This window comes from Amycolatopsis sp. NPDC006131, from assembly GCF_040614175.1.
GTDB classification, from domain to species: Bacteria; Actinomycetota; Actinomycetes; order Mycobacteriales; family Pseudonocardiaceae; genus Amycolatopsis_E; species Amycolatopsis_E tucumanensis.
Window position 1 is genome coordinate 40710 of record NZ_JBEXTX010000011.1, and the last position, 14610, is coordinate 55319.

The window sequence follows — 14610 nt, forward strand, 5'->3', positions numbered from 1 at the left end:
GCACAATTCCCGAAACCATTTCCGTGGAGCCTTCATGCCCGCACCACTCAAATTCGCCTATTGGGTGCCCAACGTCAGTGGCGGACTGGTCACCAGCCGCATCGAACAACGCACCGACTGGGGTTACGACTACAACCGCGAACTCGCCGTGCTCGCCGAGAACAACGGATTCGAGTACGCGCTGACCCAGGTCCGCTACACCGCCAGCTATGGCGCCGCCTACCAGCACGAGTCCACCGGGTTCAGCCTGGCGCTGCTGCTGGCGACCCAGCGGCTCAAGGTCATCGCGGCCGTCCACCCCGGACTGTGGCACCCCGGCGTGCTGGCGAAGTTCGTGGCCAGCGCGGACGTGCTGTCCGGCGGCCGGGCCGCGGTCAACGTGGTCAGCGGCTGGTTCAAGGACGAGTTCACCGGCCTCGGCGAGCCGTGGCTGGAGCACGACGAACGCTACCGGCGGTCCGAGGAGTTCATCCGCGTCCTCAAGGAACTGTGGACGAACGACTCGGCCGAGTTCCGCGGCGACTTCTACCGCATCCACGACTTCGACATCAAACCCAAACCGCTGTCCACACCGGACCGCCCGCACCCGGAGGTGTTCCAGGGCGGCAACTCGACCGCGGCCCGCAAGCTGGCCGGCCGCGTGTCGGACTGGTACTTCAGCAACGGCAAGGACTTCGACGGCTTCAGCGAGCAGGTCGCGGAGGTCCGCGGGTACGCCGCGGAGCACGACCACCACGTCCGCTTCGGGCTCAACGGGTTCGTGATCGCCAGGGACACCGAGGCCGAGGCGCGCGACGTGCTGCGGGAGATCGTGGACAACGCCGATGTCCAGGCCGTCGAGGGCTTCCGGTCCGCGGTCCAGCAGGCCGGGCGGTCGACATCGGACAAGAAGGGCATGTGGGCGGACTCCGAGTTCGCCGACCTGGTTCAGTACAACGACGGGTTCCGCACCGGGCTCATCGGCACGCCGGAGCAGATCGCGCGCCGGGCGGTGGAGTACAAGCGGCGCGGGGCGGACCTGCTGCTGCTCGGTTTCCTGCACTACCACGAGGACGTCGAGTACTTCGGCCGCGAAGTGCTGCCGATCATCCGCGAGCTCGAAAAGGAACTCGACGCCACCGCCGCCACCCCCGAGCCCGTAGGGAGCTTCTCGTGACCGACTGGATCGCCCGCGCCCGTGAGGTCGCCGCCCAGCTGGCGGTCGACGCCGTCGAGCGCGACCGCGCGAACGAGACGCCCGACGCCGAGGTCCGGCTGCTCAAGGACAACGGCCTGGTCACCCTGCTCGGGCCCGCCGAGCACGGCGGCGGCGGGCAGACCTGGGAGACCGCCTACCACGTGATCCGGGAGATCGCCAAGGCGGACGGCTCGATCGGCCAGCTGCTCGGCTACCACTACCTGTGGGCGTGGGCGGCGCGCCTGGTCGGCACCGACGCGCAGATCGCCGCGGTCGAGGAGCTGTACACGAAGAACAACTTCTTCTTCGGCGGCGCGGTCAACCCGCGCGACTCGGACCTGAAGATCACCCAGGATGGCGACGAGCTCGTCTACCACGGGCACAAGTCGTTCTCCACCGGCAGCAAGGTGTCGGACCTGACCGTGCTGGAGGGCGTCCTGGAAGGGACCGACGAGCACGTCTTCGCGATCGTGCCGTCGAAACAGCCGGGAATCGTGTTCCACGACGACTGGGACAACATCGGGCAGCGGCTCACCGAATCGGGCAGCGTGACCATTTCCGACGTGCGCGTGCCGTGGTCGGATGCCGCCGGATACGTGGACCGGAAATTCCAGCCGCTCGTCTACAACACGCTGAACGTGCCGACGATCCAGCTGGTGTTCACCAATTTCTACCTCGGCATCGCGCAGGGCGCGCTGGAGTCGGCGCTGGCCTACACGCGGGAGCGGACCCGCGCCTGGCCCTACGGCGGGGACGACAAGGCCTCGGCCACCGAGGAGTGGTACGTGCTGGAGGGCTACGGCGACCTGCAGGCCAAGCTGTGGGCGGCGGAAGCACTGGTGGACCGGGCCGGGGCGGCGATCTCGCCGCTCCTGCACGCGCCGCGGGAGGAGCTGACGCCCGAGGCGCGCGGCGAGGTGGCGGTGCTGATCGCCGCGGCCAAGCAGCGGATCGTCGACACCGGGCTGGAGATCGGCACGAAGATCTTCGAGCTGACCGGCGCGCGGGCGAGCGCCACGAAGTACGGGCTGGACCGGTTCTGGCGGAACCTGCGCACGCACTCGCTGCACGACCCGCTGCCGTACAAGCGGCGGGAGGTCGGCGACTACGCGCTGAACGGCCGCCTCCCCGAGCCGACCTGGTACACGTAGCCACCTGTTGCCGGAAGGCCACCCCCGCAGCGCTCGGGCGCGGGGGTGGCCTTCACCCGTGAGCGGGGCAGCTAGCGTTGGGGCGTGGTCGCGGCGGTCGGGAGTCTCGGGGCGCTGGCCGCCGTTCTCGGGTTCGCCATGGCGCGCCCGCGCGGCTTGCCGGAGGCGCTGGTCGCCGTGCCTGCCGCGCTCGTCGTGCTCGCCGTCGGGCTGGTCTCGCCCGGTGAAGCGCTGGCGCAGGTCACCGCGATGGCGCCGACGCTCGGGTTCCTCGCGGCGATCCTCGTGCTGGCCGACCTCGCCGACCGCGAGGGCGTGTTCCGGTGGCTCGGCGCCCGGCTGGCCACTGCCTCCCACGGCAGGCCGCGACGGCTGATGGCGTTGACCTTCGCCGCGGCGGCGGGCACGACCGCGGTGCTGAGCCTCGACGCGACCGTCGTCCTGCTGACGCCGGTCGTCCTGGCCACCACGCGGACGCTCGACCTGCCGCCCAAGCCGCACGTCTACGCGTGCGCGCACCTGGCCAACTCGGCGTCCACGCTGCTGCCCGTCTCGAACCTCACCAACCTGCTGGCCTTCGCGGCGTCCGGGCTGACCTTCACCGGGTTCGCCGCGCTGATGGCCCTGCCGTGGCTGGTCACCGTGGCCGTCGAGCTGGCGGTCTTCGGGTGGTTCTTCCGGCGCGACCTGGCCGGGTTCGCGAAGCCGCCCGCCGTCGACCGGGCCGCGCCGGTCTTCGCGCTGGTCGTCATCGGGCTGACGCTCGCCGGGTTCGGGGCGGGGCCGCTGATCGGGCTCGCGCCGGGGTGGGTGGCCGCGATCGCCGCCGCCGTGCTGGCCGTGCGGGCGCTCGCGCGGCGCGAGACCAGCCCGCGGCAGCTGGTGGTGGCGGCGAACCCGCTGCTCAGCCTGTTCGTGCTCGGGCTCGCGATCGTCGTGCAGGCGGTGTCGGACCACCTGCTCGGTGGCCCGCTGCGGGCGTTGCTACCGGACACGGCCAGCCTGCCCGGGTTGCTGCTGGCGGCCTTCGTGGCGGCCGCGCTGGCCAACCTGGTGAACAACCTCCCGGCGACGATGATCCTGCTGGCGGCGCTCGGCCCGCACCCGGCGCCCGGGGTGCTGCTCGCCGTGCTGCTGGGCGTGAACATCGGGCCGAACGCCACGTACCTCGGCTCGCTCGCGACGCTGCTGTGGCGCCGCGTCCTCGGCCGGGACGCCCCACCGCTCGGCGAGTTCACGCGACTCGGGCTGGCAACGGTGCCAGTGAGCCTCGCGGCGGCGACCGTCGCGCTGTGGCTGGTGCTCTAGGCACGAGAGCGAAATCGCCGCCCCCATCGTCAGTAGCGCACCGTGCCGGCGGCCAGCGGTGGGTACACCCTCGAGGGCTCTCCGTCGACCGTGGTGCCGGCGAACTGGAGCATCGCCCGCTGCTCGCCGTGCATCGGGGCCGGGTAGTCCAGCTCCGGGGCCGACACCTCGTCCAGGGTGCGCACGTGCTCCGGCGGCAAGGTGACCTCGTCGAGGTTGTCCTCCAGGTGCCCGAGGCGCCGGGCGCCCAGGATCGGCACCACTCCCCGCGCCCGCAGCCATGCCAGCGACACCGCTGCGGACGTCGTGCCCAGTTCCTCGGCGATCGCGGCGACCGCCTCGATCACCGCGTAGTCGGACTCGGCGGGACCGCCGACGAACGCCGCCCGGGCGGAATCGGCCGGTGCGGCGCCGCGGCGGTACTTGCCGGACAGGAAACCGTTCTTCAGCGGGCTCCACGCGACCAGCCCGAGGCCCTGGTCGGCGGCCAGCGGCGCGATCTCGCCCTCGACCGTGCGCGCCAGCAACGAGTACTCGACCTGCAACGCGATCAACGGCGTCCAGCCGCGCAGCAGCGCCGCGGTCTGCGCCTGCGCGGTGACCCAGGCGGGCGTGTTGGAGAAGCCGATGTAGCGGACCTTGCCGGCCCGGACCAGGTCGTCGAGGGCCCGCAGCGTCTCCTCGATCGGGGTGCTGCGGTCCCAGTTGTGCAGCCAGTACAGGTCCACGTGATCGGTGCGCAGGCGGCGCAGCGACTCGTCGAGCTGGGCGATGACCGACCGCCGTCCGGCACCGCCGCCGTTCGGGTCGCCTGGGTGCATGTTGGTGAAGAACTTGGTCGCCAGCACCACGCGGTCGCGGCGTCCCGGGTGGGCGGCGAACCAGTCGCCGAGGATCTTCTCGGAATGCCCGTTCGTGTAGAAGTTCGCGGTGTCCACGAAGTTCCCGCCGCGGTCGAGGTAGGTCGCCAGGATCTTCTCCGACTCCTCGACGCCGCACCCGGCGCCGCCGGGATCGTCGCCGAAGGTCATCGCGCCGAGGGCGTACGGGCTGACCCGCAGGCCGGATCGGCCCAGGGTGACGTAGTGGTCGAGCGGCATGGGAGGTGCTCCTCGTGTCGGTCCGGATGGTCCTCCCATCGAAGCCCGCGCGAGGTGTTTCGAGGTAGACCGATCCGCGCTGCCTCTTGCACGATCCTCTCGGCTCCGCCCGGATCGGGCTTGTGCTTCCTCGGCCCCGGGTGGTTCCGTCGAGAGGTGCTCAACGAGATCCGCGACCTCATCGCGGCCCACGCCCGCCCGGACCTGCGGACGCCGGTCGACGGCCTGCTGCTGTCCCGGGTGGACGACACCGAGCCGGAGCACTCGCTCACCGAACCGCTGCTGGTGTTGATGGCCCAGGGCGGCAAACGGCTGCTGCTCGGCGACCGGGTGTTCGAGTACCGGGCGGGCCAGTTCCTCCTGGTCACCGCCGCGCTGCCGGTCACCGGCCGGTTCCTGGCGGCGCCGTCGCTGGGTGCCGGACTGGTGCTGCGGCCGTCCGCGATCGCGCCGCTGCTGCTGGAGGCGCCCGCCCCGCGCACCCCGGCCGGCCCCGCCATCGCCACCGGGGACGCCGACGCCGACCTGCTCGACGCCGTGACCCGGCTGCTGCGGCTGCTCGACCGGCCCGCCGACGTGCCCGTGCTCGCCCCGCTCATCGAGCGGGAGATCCTCTGGCGCCTGCTCACCGGCCCGTGCGGGGCGACGCTGCGCCAGATCGGCCTTGCCGACAGCAGCCTGAGCCTGGTCGGCCGCGCCATCGCCCGGATCAGGGAGAACTACGCCGAGCCGATCAGGATCGCGGAGCTCGCGCGGCTGTGCGGGCTGAGCGCATCGGCGTTCCACCGGCACTTCCGCGCGGTCACCGCGATGAGCCCGCTGCAGTTCCAGAAGCGGATCCGGCTGCAGGAGGCGCGGTCACTGCTGCTGGCCCGGCCGGACGACGTCGCCGGTGTCGGGCACCTCGTCGGCTACGACAGCCCGTCGCAGTTCAGCCGGGAGTACCGCCGCCTGTTCGGCGCGCCACCCGGCCGGGACGCCGCGCGTCTGCGGGCCTCGGCGCCCGCCTTGCCATGAGGCTCAGGCCAGGTGCGAGATGTCGTTGACCAGGCGCACCGACGCGTTGCCGTCCGGGTAGAACTCCACGATCGACAGCGACGCCAGGTCCAGGTGCAGCCGGAACAGCAGCGACGGGCCGGCGTCCAGGCCGAGCCGCAGCAGGGACTTGATCGGGGTGACGTGGCTGACCACGATGATCGTCCGGCCGGCGTGGCTCTCGACCAGCTCGTCCCGCGTGCGGCGGACCCGCTGGTGCACCGCGTCGAAGCTCTCCCCGCCCGGCGCGGGCACCGACGGGTCGCGCAGCCAGCGGCCGTGCAGCTCGGGATCGCGCTGGGCGGCCTCCGTGAAGGTCAGCCCCTCCCACTCGCCGAAGTCGGTCTCCAGCAGGCCGGGGTGGGTCTCCACCCGGGCGCCGAGCGCGTCGGCGACCGACTGGGCCGTCTGCTTCGCCCTGGTCAGCGGGGACGCCACGATCGCGGTGTCCGTGCCGAGGTCGGACAACGCGGCGAGGCGCTTGGCGGCCGCGGCGGCCTGCTGCAGGCCGTGCTCGGTCAGCGGCACGTCGCCGCGTCCCGAGTACCGGCGGTCGACCGACATCGCGGTCTGCCCGTGCCGCAGCAGCATCATCCGCGTCGGTGTGCCCTGCGCGCCGGTCCACTTCTGCGGCGTCGTGCGCTCCGGGCCCGCGCCCTTGCCCGCCTGGGTGTCCATCGCCTCGTTGGCGAGCCGGTCGGCGTGCGCGTTCTCGGCGCGCGGGATCCACTCGTAGCGCACCGCCGCGAAGCCGGCGGCCAGCTCGCGCGCCTGCTCGGCGAGCGGCTTCAGCGCCTCGTGCTTGATCTTCCAGCGGCCGGACATCTGCTCGACCACCAGCTTCGAGTCCATCCGGACGTCGACCTCGGTGGCGCCCGCCTCGGCCGCCGCCCGGAGCCCGGCGATCAGGCCCGAGTACTCGGCGAAGTTGTTCGTCGCCACCCCGAGCCCCTCCTGGCGCTCGGCCAGGACCGCGCCCGTCTCTGCGTCGCGCACGACCGCCCCGTACCCGGCCGGCCCGGGGTTGCCCCGCGAACCGCCGTCGGCCTCGACGACCACCCTCACAGGCCCGACTCCACCGTCCGCACCAGGATCGCGCCGCAGTTCTCGCACTGCACGACCTCGTCCTCGGCCGCCGCCTTGAGCTCGGACACCGTGTTGCGGTCGAACTCCATGTTGCAGGCCAGGCACTTGCGCGCCCGCACCAGCGCGGCGCCGATGCCCTTGTGCGCGCGGACCCGCTCGTACAGCTTCAGCAGCCCCTCCGGGAACCGCGGCACCAGCTTCGCGCGGTCCTCCTCGCGGCGGGCCTTCGTGGTGTCCAGGTCCTTGAGCGTCTCGTCGCGGCGGCCCTCGACGTCGGCCAGCGCCTGCTCGGTCTTGTCGACCTCGGCCCCGGTGCGCTGCACGTCCAGGCCGAGCGCTTCGCGGCGCTCCATCAGCTCCAGCAGGTCGTCCTCGAGCGCGCTCTGGCGCCGGGCCAGGGTCTCCAGCTCGTGCTGCAGGTCCGCGACCTGCTTGGCGGGCAGGGTGCCGCCGTCGATCAGCTTGCGGTCGCGGTCCTCGCGGGCGCGGACGGACTCGATCTCCTTCTCCTGGCGGGCGATCTCGCGGTCCAGGTCGGAGGCGGCGGTCTCGTGCCGGATCGCCGTGTCGCGCAGCTCGCGCAGGGTCTTCTGGATGCCCTCGATCTCGGCGAGCTCGGGCATGGTCCGGCGGCGGTGCTCGACCCGGGACAGCTCGGCATCCACTTTCGCGAGCTCGAGCAGCTGACGCTGGACGGCTGGCTCTGCCTTCACTGGTACTCCCTCGGATTACGCACGGATGGTCCACGGATCGGTTCGGCGCGCGGACACGTGAACGTTGACGTTACCCGCAAAGGCGTCCCGCAGGACGGCCGAGGCTTGACCGCACCACGGCCACTCGCTGGCCCAGTGGGTCAGGCCGACCAGTGCGGGCGCGTCCGCGCCGGTTTCCAGGTGCTCGCCGGCGGGGTGGTGCCGCAGGTCGGCGGTGACGTAGGCGTCCACGCCGGCCGCGGTCGCGGCGCCGAGGAAGCTGTCCCCGGCCCCGCCGGACACCGCCACCGTCCTAATCAGACGGTCCGGGTCGCCCGCCCCGAGCACGCCCGGCTCAGTGGCGGGCAGGGCGCCGGCCACCCGACGCACGAACGCGGCGAACGGCTCCGGCTCGGGCAGCTCGCCGATGCGGCCGAGGCCGGTGGAGCCGTCCGGGTGCGGGTCGAGCGGTCGGAGCACCCGCAGCCCGATGGCCTCGGCCAGTGCGTCGGACACGCCGGGGTTCGCGGAGTCGGCGTTCGTGTGCGCGCAGTACAAGGCGATGCCGGCGCGGATGAGGCGGTGCACCAGCGCGCCCTTCGGGGTGTCGGCAGGCACGCCGTGCACGCCGCGCAGCAGCAGCGGGTGGTGCGCGACGACCAGCTGGACCCCGGTCTCGATGGCCTCGTCGATGGTGGCCGCGACCGGGTCGACGCAGATCAGGACGTCGGTGACCGGCTCGGCGGGGTCGCCGCAGACCAGGCCGACCGCGTCCCAGCTCTCCGCGAGCGCGGGCGGGTAGGCGTCCTCCAGTGCGGCGATCACTTCGGCGAGGGCGGGCATGGGGGGATCTTCGCATGCGGCGTGGGGCAGACTGCGGGGTGTGACCGAGCCGAGCCTGCACATCTGCTTCGTCTGTTCCGGCAACATCTGCCGCTCCCCCATGGCGGCCATCGTCTTCCGGGCGCACCTGGAGCGCGCCGGGCTGGCCGACCGGGTGCGCGTCACCAGCGCCGGCACCGGGCCGTGGCACGTCGGCGAACCGGCCGATCCGCGTGCCCGCGAGACACTGCGCGAGCACGGCTACACCGGCAAGCACGTGGCCGCGCAGGTCGACAGCGACCACCTGTCCGCCGACCTGCTGCTCGCCGCCGACCGGGGCCACCTGCGGGAACTGCGGCGGCTGGTGGACGACCCCTCGCGCGTGCGGTTGCTGCGGTCGTTCGACCCGGAGGCGCCGGAGGGTGCGGAGGTGCCGGACCCGTACTACGGCGGCGACGACGGGTTCGACGAGGTCCTCGCGATGGTCGAACGGACCGTTCCCGCGCTGCTGGACTGGGCGAAGGCGCAGCTCTGAGCTGCGCTCATGCGGTCGCGGCCGCACGCGGTTACCGTGGCGGCGGGCAGACGAAAAGGTGCTGGACATGAGCGTTCGCGAAGCCGTCGAACGGCTGCTGGGAGTTCCGGTCACCGGGGTGCGCCGCAGCGGTGGCGCGGTGTGCCTGGTGACCGCCGAGGGGCGGGGTGTGCTGGTCGCGAAGCAGGGCAGCGGCCCCGGCGCGACCGACGCCGAAGCCGCCGGGCTGCGGTGGCTCGGTGAGCACGGGGACGTGCCGGTGCCGCGGGTCCACGCGCACGACGACGAGTGGATCGTCATGGAGTACGTGCCGCCGACGTACCCCGAGACCGCCGCGGCGGAAGCGTTCGGGCGCGGCCTGGCGCGGCTGCACCTGCGGGGCGCGCCCGCGTACGGTTCGCCGCCGCCCGGCGGACCGGCCGACGCGTGGATGGGCCTCGCCCCGATGCGCAACGAGGAGTGCCCGGACTGGGCGACGTTCTACGGTTCGCACCGCGTGCTGCCGTACGTGCGGATGTGCGTGGACCAGGGCCTGTACGACGCGGGGCAGGCGGAGGTGTTCGAGCGGTTGTGCGCGCGGCTGCCCGAGCTGGGCGGCCCGGCCGAACCCCCATCGCGTGTACACGGCGACGCGTGGAGCGGCAACGTGCACTGGGGGAAAGGCGCGGTGTGGCTGATCGACCCGGCGGCGCACGGCGGGCACCGCGAGACGGACCTGGCGATGCTGCGGCTGTTCGGCACGCCGCTGCTGGAGCACATCCTGGGCGCGTACGAGGAAGCGGCGAAAGACCTGGACGCCCCACTCGCCGACGGCTGGCGGGACCGCGTGGAGCTGCACCAGCTGTTCCCGCTGCTCATGCACGCGGCGGTGTTCGGGGCCGGCTACGCGCGGCAGGCGCTGCGCGCGGCGGAGGCGGCGCTGGCGCGCTGAGGCGGGAGCGCGCCGCGGAGCGCGGGAGCGTGAGGTGCGCGCGGGAGCGCGGCAGCGCAGTGTGAGGAGTGGCGTGCACGTGCGCGCGCGGGCGGTGAGGGACCAAGGCCGGAGGCGCGACTGAGAAGGGGCACGCCCGGCGTGCCGATCTAGGGACCGTAGGCCGCGTGCTGGCGCGGGCAAGGCGAGCCACGCGGGACGCGACCGATGTCACCTGCCACACGCTGCGCTGACCTCCCCACACAGCCCCCACCGGGGACGGCCTACCGTAGGGGTGTGCGGCTGAAGTTCCTCCTCCGGCCGAGCTGGCTCGCCCTCGTGGTGGGTGTGCTCGCGTTCGCGTTCGCCTGCTTCACGCTGCTGTCCCCGTGGCAGTTCTCCCGCAACGACGAGCGCGAAGCCCAGAACAGGGCCATCGAGGCCTCCCTCACCGCCGACCCGCGTCCGTTGAACGACGTTCTCCCGCCCGGCGCCGTCCCCGACGCGAACACCGAGTGGACCCGCGTCGAGATCACCGGCTCCTACCTGCCGGAACACGAGGTCGTGGCCCGCCTGCGGACCGTTCAGGGGCAGCCCGCGTTCGAGGTGCTCACCCCGTTCCGCGCCGCCGACGGCCAGGTCGTCCTCGTCGACCGGGGCTACCTCCAGCCGGACTCCCGCACCGAGGTCCCGCCCTACGCCGCACCCCCGGCGGGCACCGTGACGATCGTCGCGCGGATCCGGGAGGACGAGAACGACCCGAAGAACCGCGACGCCTTCGCCGACGCCTCCACCCACGGCAAGCTGCAGAGCTACAGCGTCGACTCCCGCGTGGTGGCGCGGTCGAGCGGCCTGGACATCCGCAGCGGCTACTTCCAGCTCGACTCCGACCAGCCGGGCGTGCTCAACGCGCTGCCGCTGCCCCAGACCGACGCGGGCCCGTTCTTCTCCTACGCGCTGCAGTGGATCGCGTTCGGGGTCATGGCCATCGCGGGCCTGGTGTACTTCACGGTCCGCGAGCTGAAGCCCGGCGGTGTGCTCAACGAGATGGCCGAAAAGAACAAGCGCAAGCGCAAGTCGGTCGCCGAAATCCTGGCCGAAGACGAGGTCAACGAGACCGGCGGCGAAGACCGAACAGAGCAGCCAGCACAGCGGAACTGACCCCGGCCAGCCACCCCACCACCCGCGACAACTCGACCGCGCGCGTCACGTGCCCGGCGTCCGGGTTCCGGCCGTCGCCCAGTACCGGCAGTTCCTCGACGCCGTGCGGGTAGACCGTGCGGCCACCGAGGCGGATCTCCAGCGCCCCCGCGAACGCCGCCTCCATCCGGCCGGCGTTCGGGCTCGGGTGGGCCGCCGTGTCCCGCCGCCACGCGCGCCACGCCCCGGCCGCCGAGCCGCCGACCACCGGCGCGCTCGACACCGTCAGCGCGGCCGCGAACCGGGTCGGCAGCAGGTTGACCAGGTCGTCCAGGCGCCGCGCGAACCACCCCGCCGGACGGGTCGGGTCGCCAACGGTCCGCAGCACCGACACGGTCCGCGCGGCGAGCAGGCCGGGCATTCCGGCGACCGCGCCCCAGAACAGCGGGCCGACGACGGCGTCCGCGGTGTGTTGCGCGACCGACTCCACCGCCGCACGGGACAGGCCGACGACGTTCAGCCCGCCGGTCTGCCTGCTGTCCAGTTCGGACAACGTCTCGCGGGCCGCGTCGAGTTCGCCCTCTTCGAGGTCGCGGGCCAGTTCGGTGCCGTCGGCCGCGAGACCGGCGCCGCCGAGCACGGCCCACGTCGCGACGGCCGTGCCGAGCGCCTGCAGGACCGGGCTGCGCCGCAGCGACCGCTCCGCCAGCACCCCGGCCACCACGGCCGAGCCGGCCAGCCCGCCGGCGAAGGCGACGCCGGCCAGGCGGTGCTGGGGCAGGCTCGCGTCGACGGTCCGGACGGCGCGGGTGAACACGGTGACCGGCCGTCCGCGCTTCGGCTCGCCGATCACCCCGTCCGCCGCCGCCCCCAGCAGCAGTCCGATCGCCCGTGCGGCACTCACTCGTGGCTCCCCCCGAGGTCGGTATCCGCCGTGAGGCTACTCGAACTGCTGGGCGACCTCGTCGCGCGCCTGGACCATGATGTCCCGCATCGCGCGCTCGGCCCGGTCGGCGTCTGCCTCGTCGATGGCGCGGGCGACCTCCAGGTGCAGCGCGACCGCCTCCGGCTGCGGTTCCGGCGGCATCAGGCCGTGCTCGGTCCGCCCGGTCAGCACCTCCGCGACGACCGCCGAGAGCTGCGTGAACATCGGGTTGCCCGACGCGGCGAGCACCAGGTGGTGAAAAGCGATGTCGTGCCCGAGGAAGGTGTGCAGGTCCCGCGCGTGTGCGGTGACCTCCAGCCGGGCACCCAGTGCCCGTAGCCGCCCGCGCTCCTCGGGGGTCGCGCGGATCGCGGCGAAGCGCGCGGCGCTCGGCTCGACCGCCCACCGCAGCTCCATCAGGTTGCGCAGGGCGACGGGACGCTGCTCGCCGTCCAGTTGCCAGCGGATCAACCGGGGGTCGTAGTGGTTCCAGTCGGCGCAGTCCCGGACCGTGATGCCGACGCGGCGCTTGCTCGTGGTCAGCCGCATCGCCTCGAGCGCGCGGACGACCTCACGCGCCACGGTGCGCGAGGCGCCGTGGTTCTGCTGCAGCTCTTCCAGCCGCAGCACCGTGCCCGGCGGCAGCTTCCCGCAGGCGATCGCGGTCCCCACCGCGTCGAGCATGCGCTCGTGAATTCCCTCGGCCACGCAGGTGACGCTAGACCACTGATTCGATTAAGTAGTACTTGTGGGTTGAATAAGTAGTACTTTTGCGTTGCACTGATCGAGTGACAGCGAGGTCGGAGGAGCGAAGCCAATGACGGTCATCGTCGTGATGGGTGTCGCCGGTTCGGGCAAGACGACGGTGGGTTCGGCGTTGGCCGAGCGCCTCGGCGTCGAATACGCGGAAGCGGACGCCTTCCACCCGCCGGCGAACATCGAGAAGATGTCGTCCGGCCACCCGCTCGACGACGAAGACCGGTGGCCGTGGCTGCACGCCATCGCGGCGTGGATCTCCGAGCACCAGGCCACAGGCGGTGTGGTGTCGTCGTCCGCGCTGAAGCGGCGCTACCGCGACGTGCTGCGGACCGGCGGGGACGTGTGGTTCCTGCACCTCGACGGCCCCCGGGACGTCCTTGCCGAGCGGATGCAGGGGCGCACCGGGCACTTCATGCCGGTGTCGTTGCTGGACTCCCAGCTCGCCGATCTCGAACCCCTCGAAACCGATGAGCGCGGCCTGATCGCCGACATCCTCGAACCCCCGTCGGCGATCGTGGACCGCGCGCTCACCGAGCTGGCAAAGGAGCAGCCGTGAGTACTCTCGCCGCCGCCTGGACCGGGACCGACACCCGGCTGGTCGTCGCGACCCTGATCGGCATCGCCGTGATCGTGGTGCTGATCAGCAAGGCCCGCATGCACGCCTTCCTGTCGCTGATCATCGGATCGGTGGTCGTCGGCCTGCTGGGCGGACTGCCGGTCGACAAAGTCATCAAGAGCTTTTCCAGTGGGGTGGGCTCGACCGTCGCGTCGGTCGGCCTGCTGATCGCGCTGGGCGCGATGCTCGGCAAGCTGCTGGCCGATTCCGGTGGGGCGGAACAGATCGTCGACACGATCCTGTCCCGCACGTCGTCGAAGGCGCTGCCGTGGGCGATGGCGCTGGTCGCCGCCCTGATCGGGCTGCCGATGTTCTTCGAGATCGGCCTGGTCATGCTCATCCCGGTCGTGCTGCTGGTCGCCAAGCGCAGCGGCAAACCGCTGATGCTGGTCGGGATCCCCGCGCTGGCCGGGCTTTCCGTGCTGCACGGCCTGGTGCCGCCGCACCCCGGCCCGCTCGCCGCGGCCGGCGCGCTGAACGCGAGCGTCGGCATCGTGCTCGGCCTCGGCCTGCTGGTCGCGATCCCGACGGTGATCATCGCGGGCCCGCTGTTCGGCAAGCTCGCCGCGCGCTGGGTGCCCGAGGCGCGGGCGCCGGAACACCTGATCCCGTCCGCGGGCGGGAGCGAGGACGAGCGGCGGCGGCCGAGCTTCACCGCGACGCTGGTGACCGTGCTGCTGCCGGTGGTCCTGATGCTGGGCAAGGCGATCGCGGACATCGTCGCCGACAGCGGCAACCCGGTCCGCCGGGTGCTGGACTTCGTCGGTGACCCGCTGATCGCGCTGCTCGCCGCGGTGCTGCTGGGCATGTTCACGCTCGGCCGCGCCGCCGGGTTCACCCGCGACCGGCTGGCTTCGACGGTCGGCGAGTCGCTCGGCCCGATCGCCGGGATCATCCTGATCGTCGCCGCGGGCGGCGGGTTCAAGCAGATCCTCGTCGACGCGGGCGTCGGCAACGTCGTCACGCAGCTCGCCGAGGGCGCCAACATCCCGGCGCTGCTGCTCGGCTGGCTGGTCGCGGTGCTGATCCGGCTCGCGACGGGCTCGGCGACCGTGGCGACGGTGTCCGCGGCCGGGCTGGTGTCCGGCCTGGCGGCGACGATGTCGCCCACCGAGGCGGCGCTGCTGGTGCTCGCGATCGGCGCGGGCTCGCTGTTCTTCTCGCACGTCAACGACGCCGGGTTCTGGCTGGTCAAGGAGTACTTCGGGTTGTCCGTCGGCCAGACCATCCGGAGCTGGTCGATCATGGAGACGGTGATCTCGGTGGTCGCGATCGCGATCATCCTGCCGCTGGGCGCGCTGCTCGCCTGAGGCCGAGGGGCCTTCGGTTGGTGCCGAAGGCCCCTTATGCCGTG

At 72.5% G+C, this 14610-nt stretch carries 15 protein-coding genes; 9 read left to right on the forward strand and 6 right to left on the reverse strand.

What is annotated here, in order from left to right; all coding sequences use genetic code 11:
• The first annotated feature begins 34 nt into the window (after window positions 1-34).
• From sfnG to ABZ215_RS09050, 3 genes are all read left to right on the forward strand, one after another.
• Window positions 35-1156, forward strand: a complete 1122-nt coding sequence (gene sfnG, locus ABZ215_RS09040; protein ID WP_354948920.1) for a dimethylsulfone monooxygenase SfnG — start codon at window positions 35-37, stop codon at window positions 1154-1156.
• Window positions 1153-2328, forward strand: a complete 1176-nt coding sequence (locus ABZ215_RS09045; RefSeq protein ID WP_354948922.1) for an acyl-CoA dehydrogenase family protein — start codon at window positions 1153-1155, stop codon at window positions 2326-2328. Before sfnG ends, ABZ215_RS09045 begins: the two co-directional genes overlap by 4 nt.
• Window positions 2329-2466: 138 nt before the next feature.
• A complete protein-coding gene (locus ABZ215_RS09050) occupies window positions 2467-3636 on the forward strand; it encodes an SLC13 family permease (protein WP_354948991.1) in 1170 nt (389 codons plus the stop codon).
• A gap of 29 nt (window positions 3637-3665) precedes the next feature.
• On the opposite strand, the gene ABZ215_RS09055 is transcribed toward ABZ215_RS09050, so the two are convergent.
• A complete protein-coding gene (locus tag ABZ215_RS09055) occupies window positions 3666-4736 on the reverse strand; it encodes an aldo/keto reductase (RefSeq protein ID WP_354948924.1) in 1071 nt (356 codons plus the stop codon).
• 156 nt (window positions 4737-4892) lie between these two features.
• Here ABZ215_RS09055 and ABZ215_RS09060 point away from each other — a divergent pair, with 156 nt between their 5' ends.
• On the forward strand, window positions 4893-5753 hold the full coding sequence (locus ABZ215_RS09060; RefSeq protein WP_237337647.1) for an AraC family transcriptional regulator: 861 nt from the start codon (window positions 4893-4895) through the stop codon (window positions 5751-5753).
• A 3-nt stretch (window positions 5754-5756) separates the two neighbouring features.
• Here the strand turns inward: ABZ215_RS09060 and ABZ215_RS09065 are convergent, their stop codons facing one another.
• Genes ABZ215_RS09065 through ABZ215_RS09075 form a run of 3 tightly spaced genes read right to left on the reverse strand, consistent with a single transcriptional unit; the run spans window position 5757 to window position 8392 of the window.
• A complete protein-coding gene (locus tag ABZ215_RS09065; protein WP_237337699.1) occupies window positions 5757-6830 on the reverse strand; it encodes a bifunctional RNase H/acid phosphatase in 1074 nt (357 codons plus the stop codon).
• A gap of 2 nt (window positions 6831-6832) precedes the next feature.
• Entirely contained in the window at window positions 6833-7570 is a 738-nt protein-coding gene (locus tag ABZ215_RS09070; protein WP_020419732.1) for a C4-type zinc ribbon domain-containing protein, read from the reverse strand.
• A 15-nt stretch (window positions 7571-7585) separates the two neighbouring features.
• Complete coding sequence (locus ABZ215_RS09075; protein WP_020419733.1) at window positions 7586-8392, reverse strand: Nif3-like dinuclear metal center hexameric protein; 807 nt, start codon at window positions 8390-8392, stop codon at window positions 7586-7588.
• Between ABZ215_RS09075 and ABZ215_RS09080 the strand changes: the two genes are divergently transcribed.
• The 3 genes from ABZ215_RS09080 to ABZ215_RS09090 all read left to right on the forward strand — a co-directional run bounded on the left by ABZ215_RS09080 (window position 8391) and on the right by ABZ215_RS09090 (window position 10977).
• Window positions 8391-8906: a low molecular weight protein-tyrosine-phosphatase gene (locus tag ABZ215_RS09080; protein WP_354948926.1), complete on the forward strand. Its 516-nt coding sequence runs from the start codon at window positions 8391-8393 to the stop codon at window positions 8904-8906. The genes ABZ215_RS09075 and ABZ215_RS09080 overlap by 2 nt on opposite strands.
• A 67-nt stretch (window positions 8907-8973) precedes the next feature.
• Complete coding sequence (locus ABZ215_RS09085; RefSeq protein ID WP_354948928.1) at window positions 8974-9837, forward strand: fructosamine kinase family protein; 864 nt, start codon at window positions 8974-8976, stop codon at window positions 9835-9837.
• A gap of 276 nt (window positions 9838-10113) precedes the next feature.
• The gene (locus tag ABZ215_RS09090; protein ID WP_354948930.1) at window positions 10114-10977 is read left to right on the forward strand and encodes an SURF1 family protein; all 864 of its coding nucleotides are present in this window, start codon (window positions 10114-10116) and stop codon (window positions 10975-10977) included.
• Here the strand turns inward: ABZ215_RS09090 and ABZ215_RS09095 are convergent.
• Window positions 10925-11860 (reverse strand): cobalamin biosynthesis protein, encoded by a 936-nt coding sequence (locus ABZ215_RS09095; RefSeq protein ID WP_020419737.1) that lies wholly within the window; start codon window positions 11858-11860, stop codon window positions 10925-10927. The genes ABZ215_RS09090 and ABZ215_RS09095 overlap by 53 nt on opposite strands.
• 36 nt (window positions 11861-11896) lie before the next feature.
• Window positions 11897-12565 (reverse strand): FCD domain-containing protein, encoded by a 669-nt coding sequence (locus ABZ215_RS09100; protein ID WP_020419738.1) that lies wholly within the window; start codon window positions 12563-12565, stop codon window positions 11897-11899.
• Window positions 12566-12698: 133 nt separating this feature from the next.
• Here ABZ215_RS09100 and ABZ215_RS09105 point away from each other — a divergent pair, with 133 nt between their 5' ends.
• Window positions 12699-13196 carry a gluconokinase gene (locus tag ABZ215_RS09105; RefSeq protein WP_020419739.1) on the forward strand — a complete coding sequence of 166 codons (498 nt, stop codon included), beginning with the start codon at window positions 12699-12701 and terminating at the stop codon, window positions 13194-13196.
• Window positions 13193-14566: a gluconate:H+ symporter gene (locus ABZ215_RS09110; protein WP_237337668.1), complete on the forward strand. Its 1374-nt coding sequence runs from the start codon at window positions 13193-13195 to the stop codon at window positions 14564-14566. Before ABZ215_RS09105 ends, ABZ215_RS09110 begins: the two co-directional genes overlap by 4 nt.
• The last annotated feature ends 44 nt before the right edge of the window (window positions 14567-14610 follow it).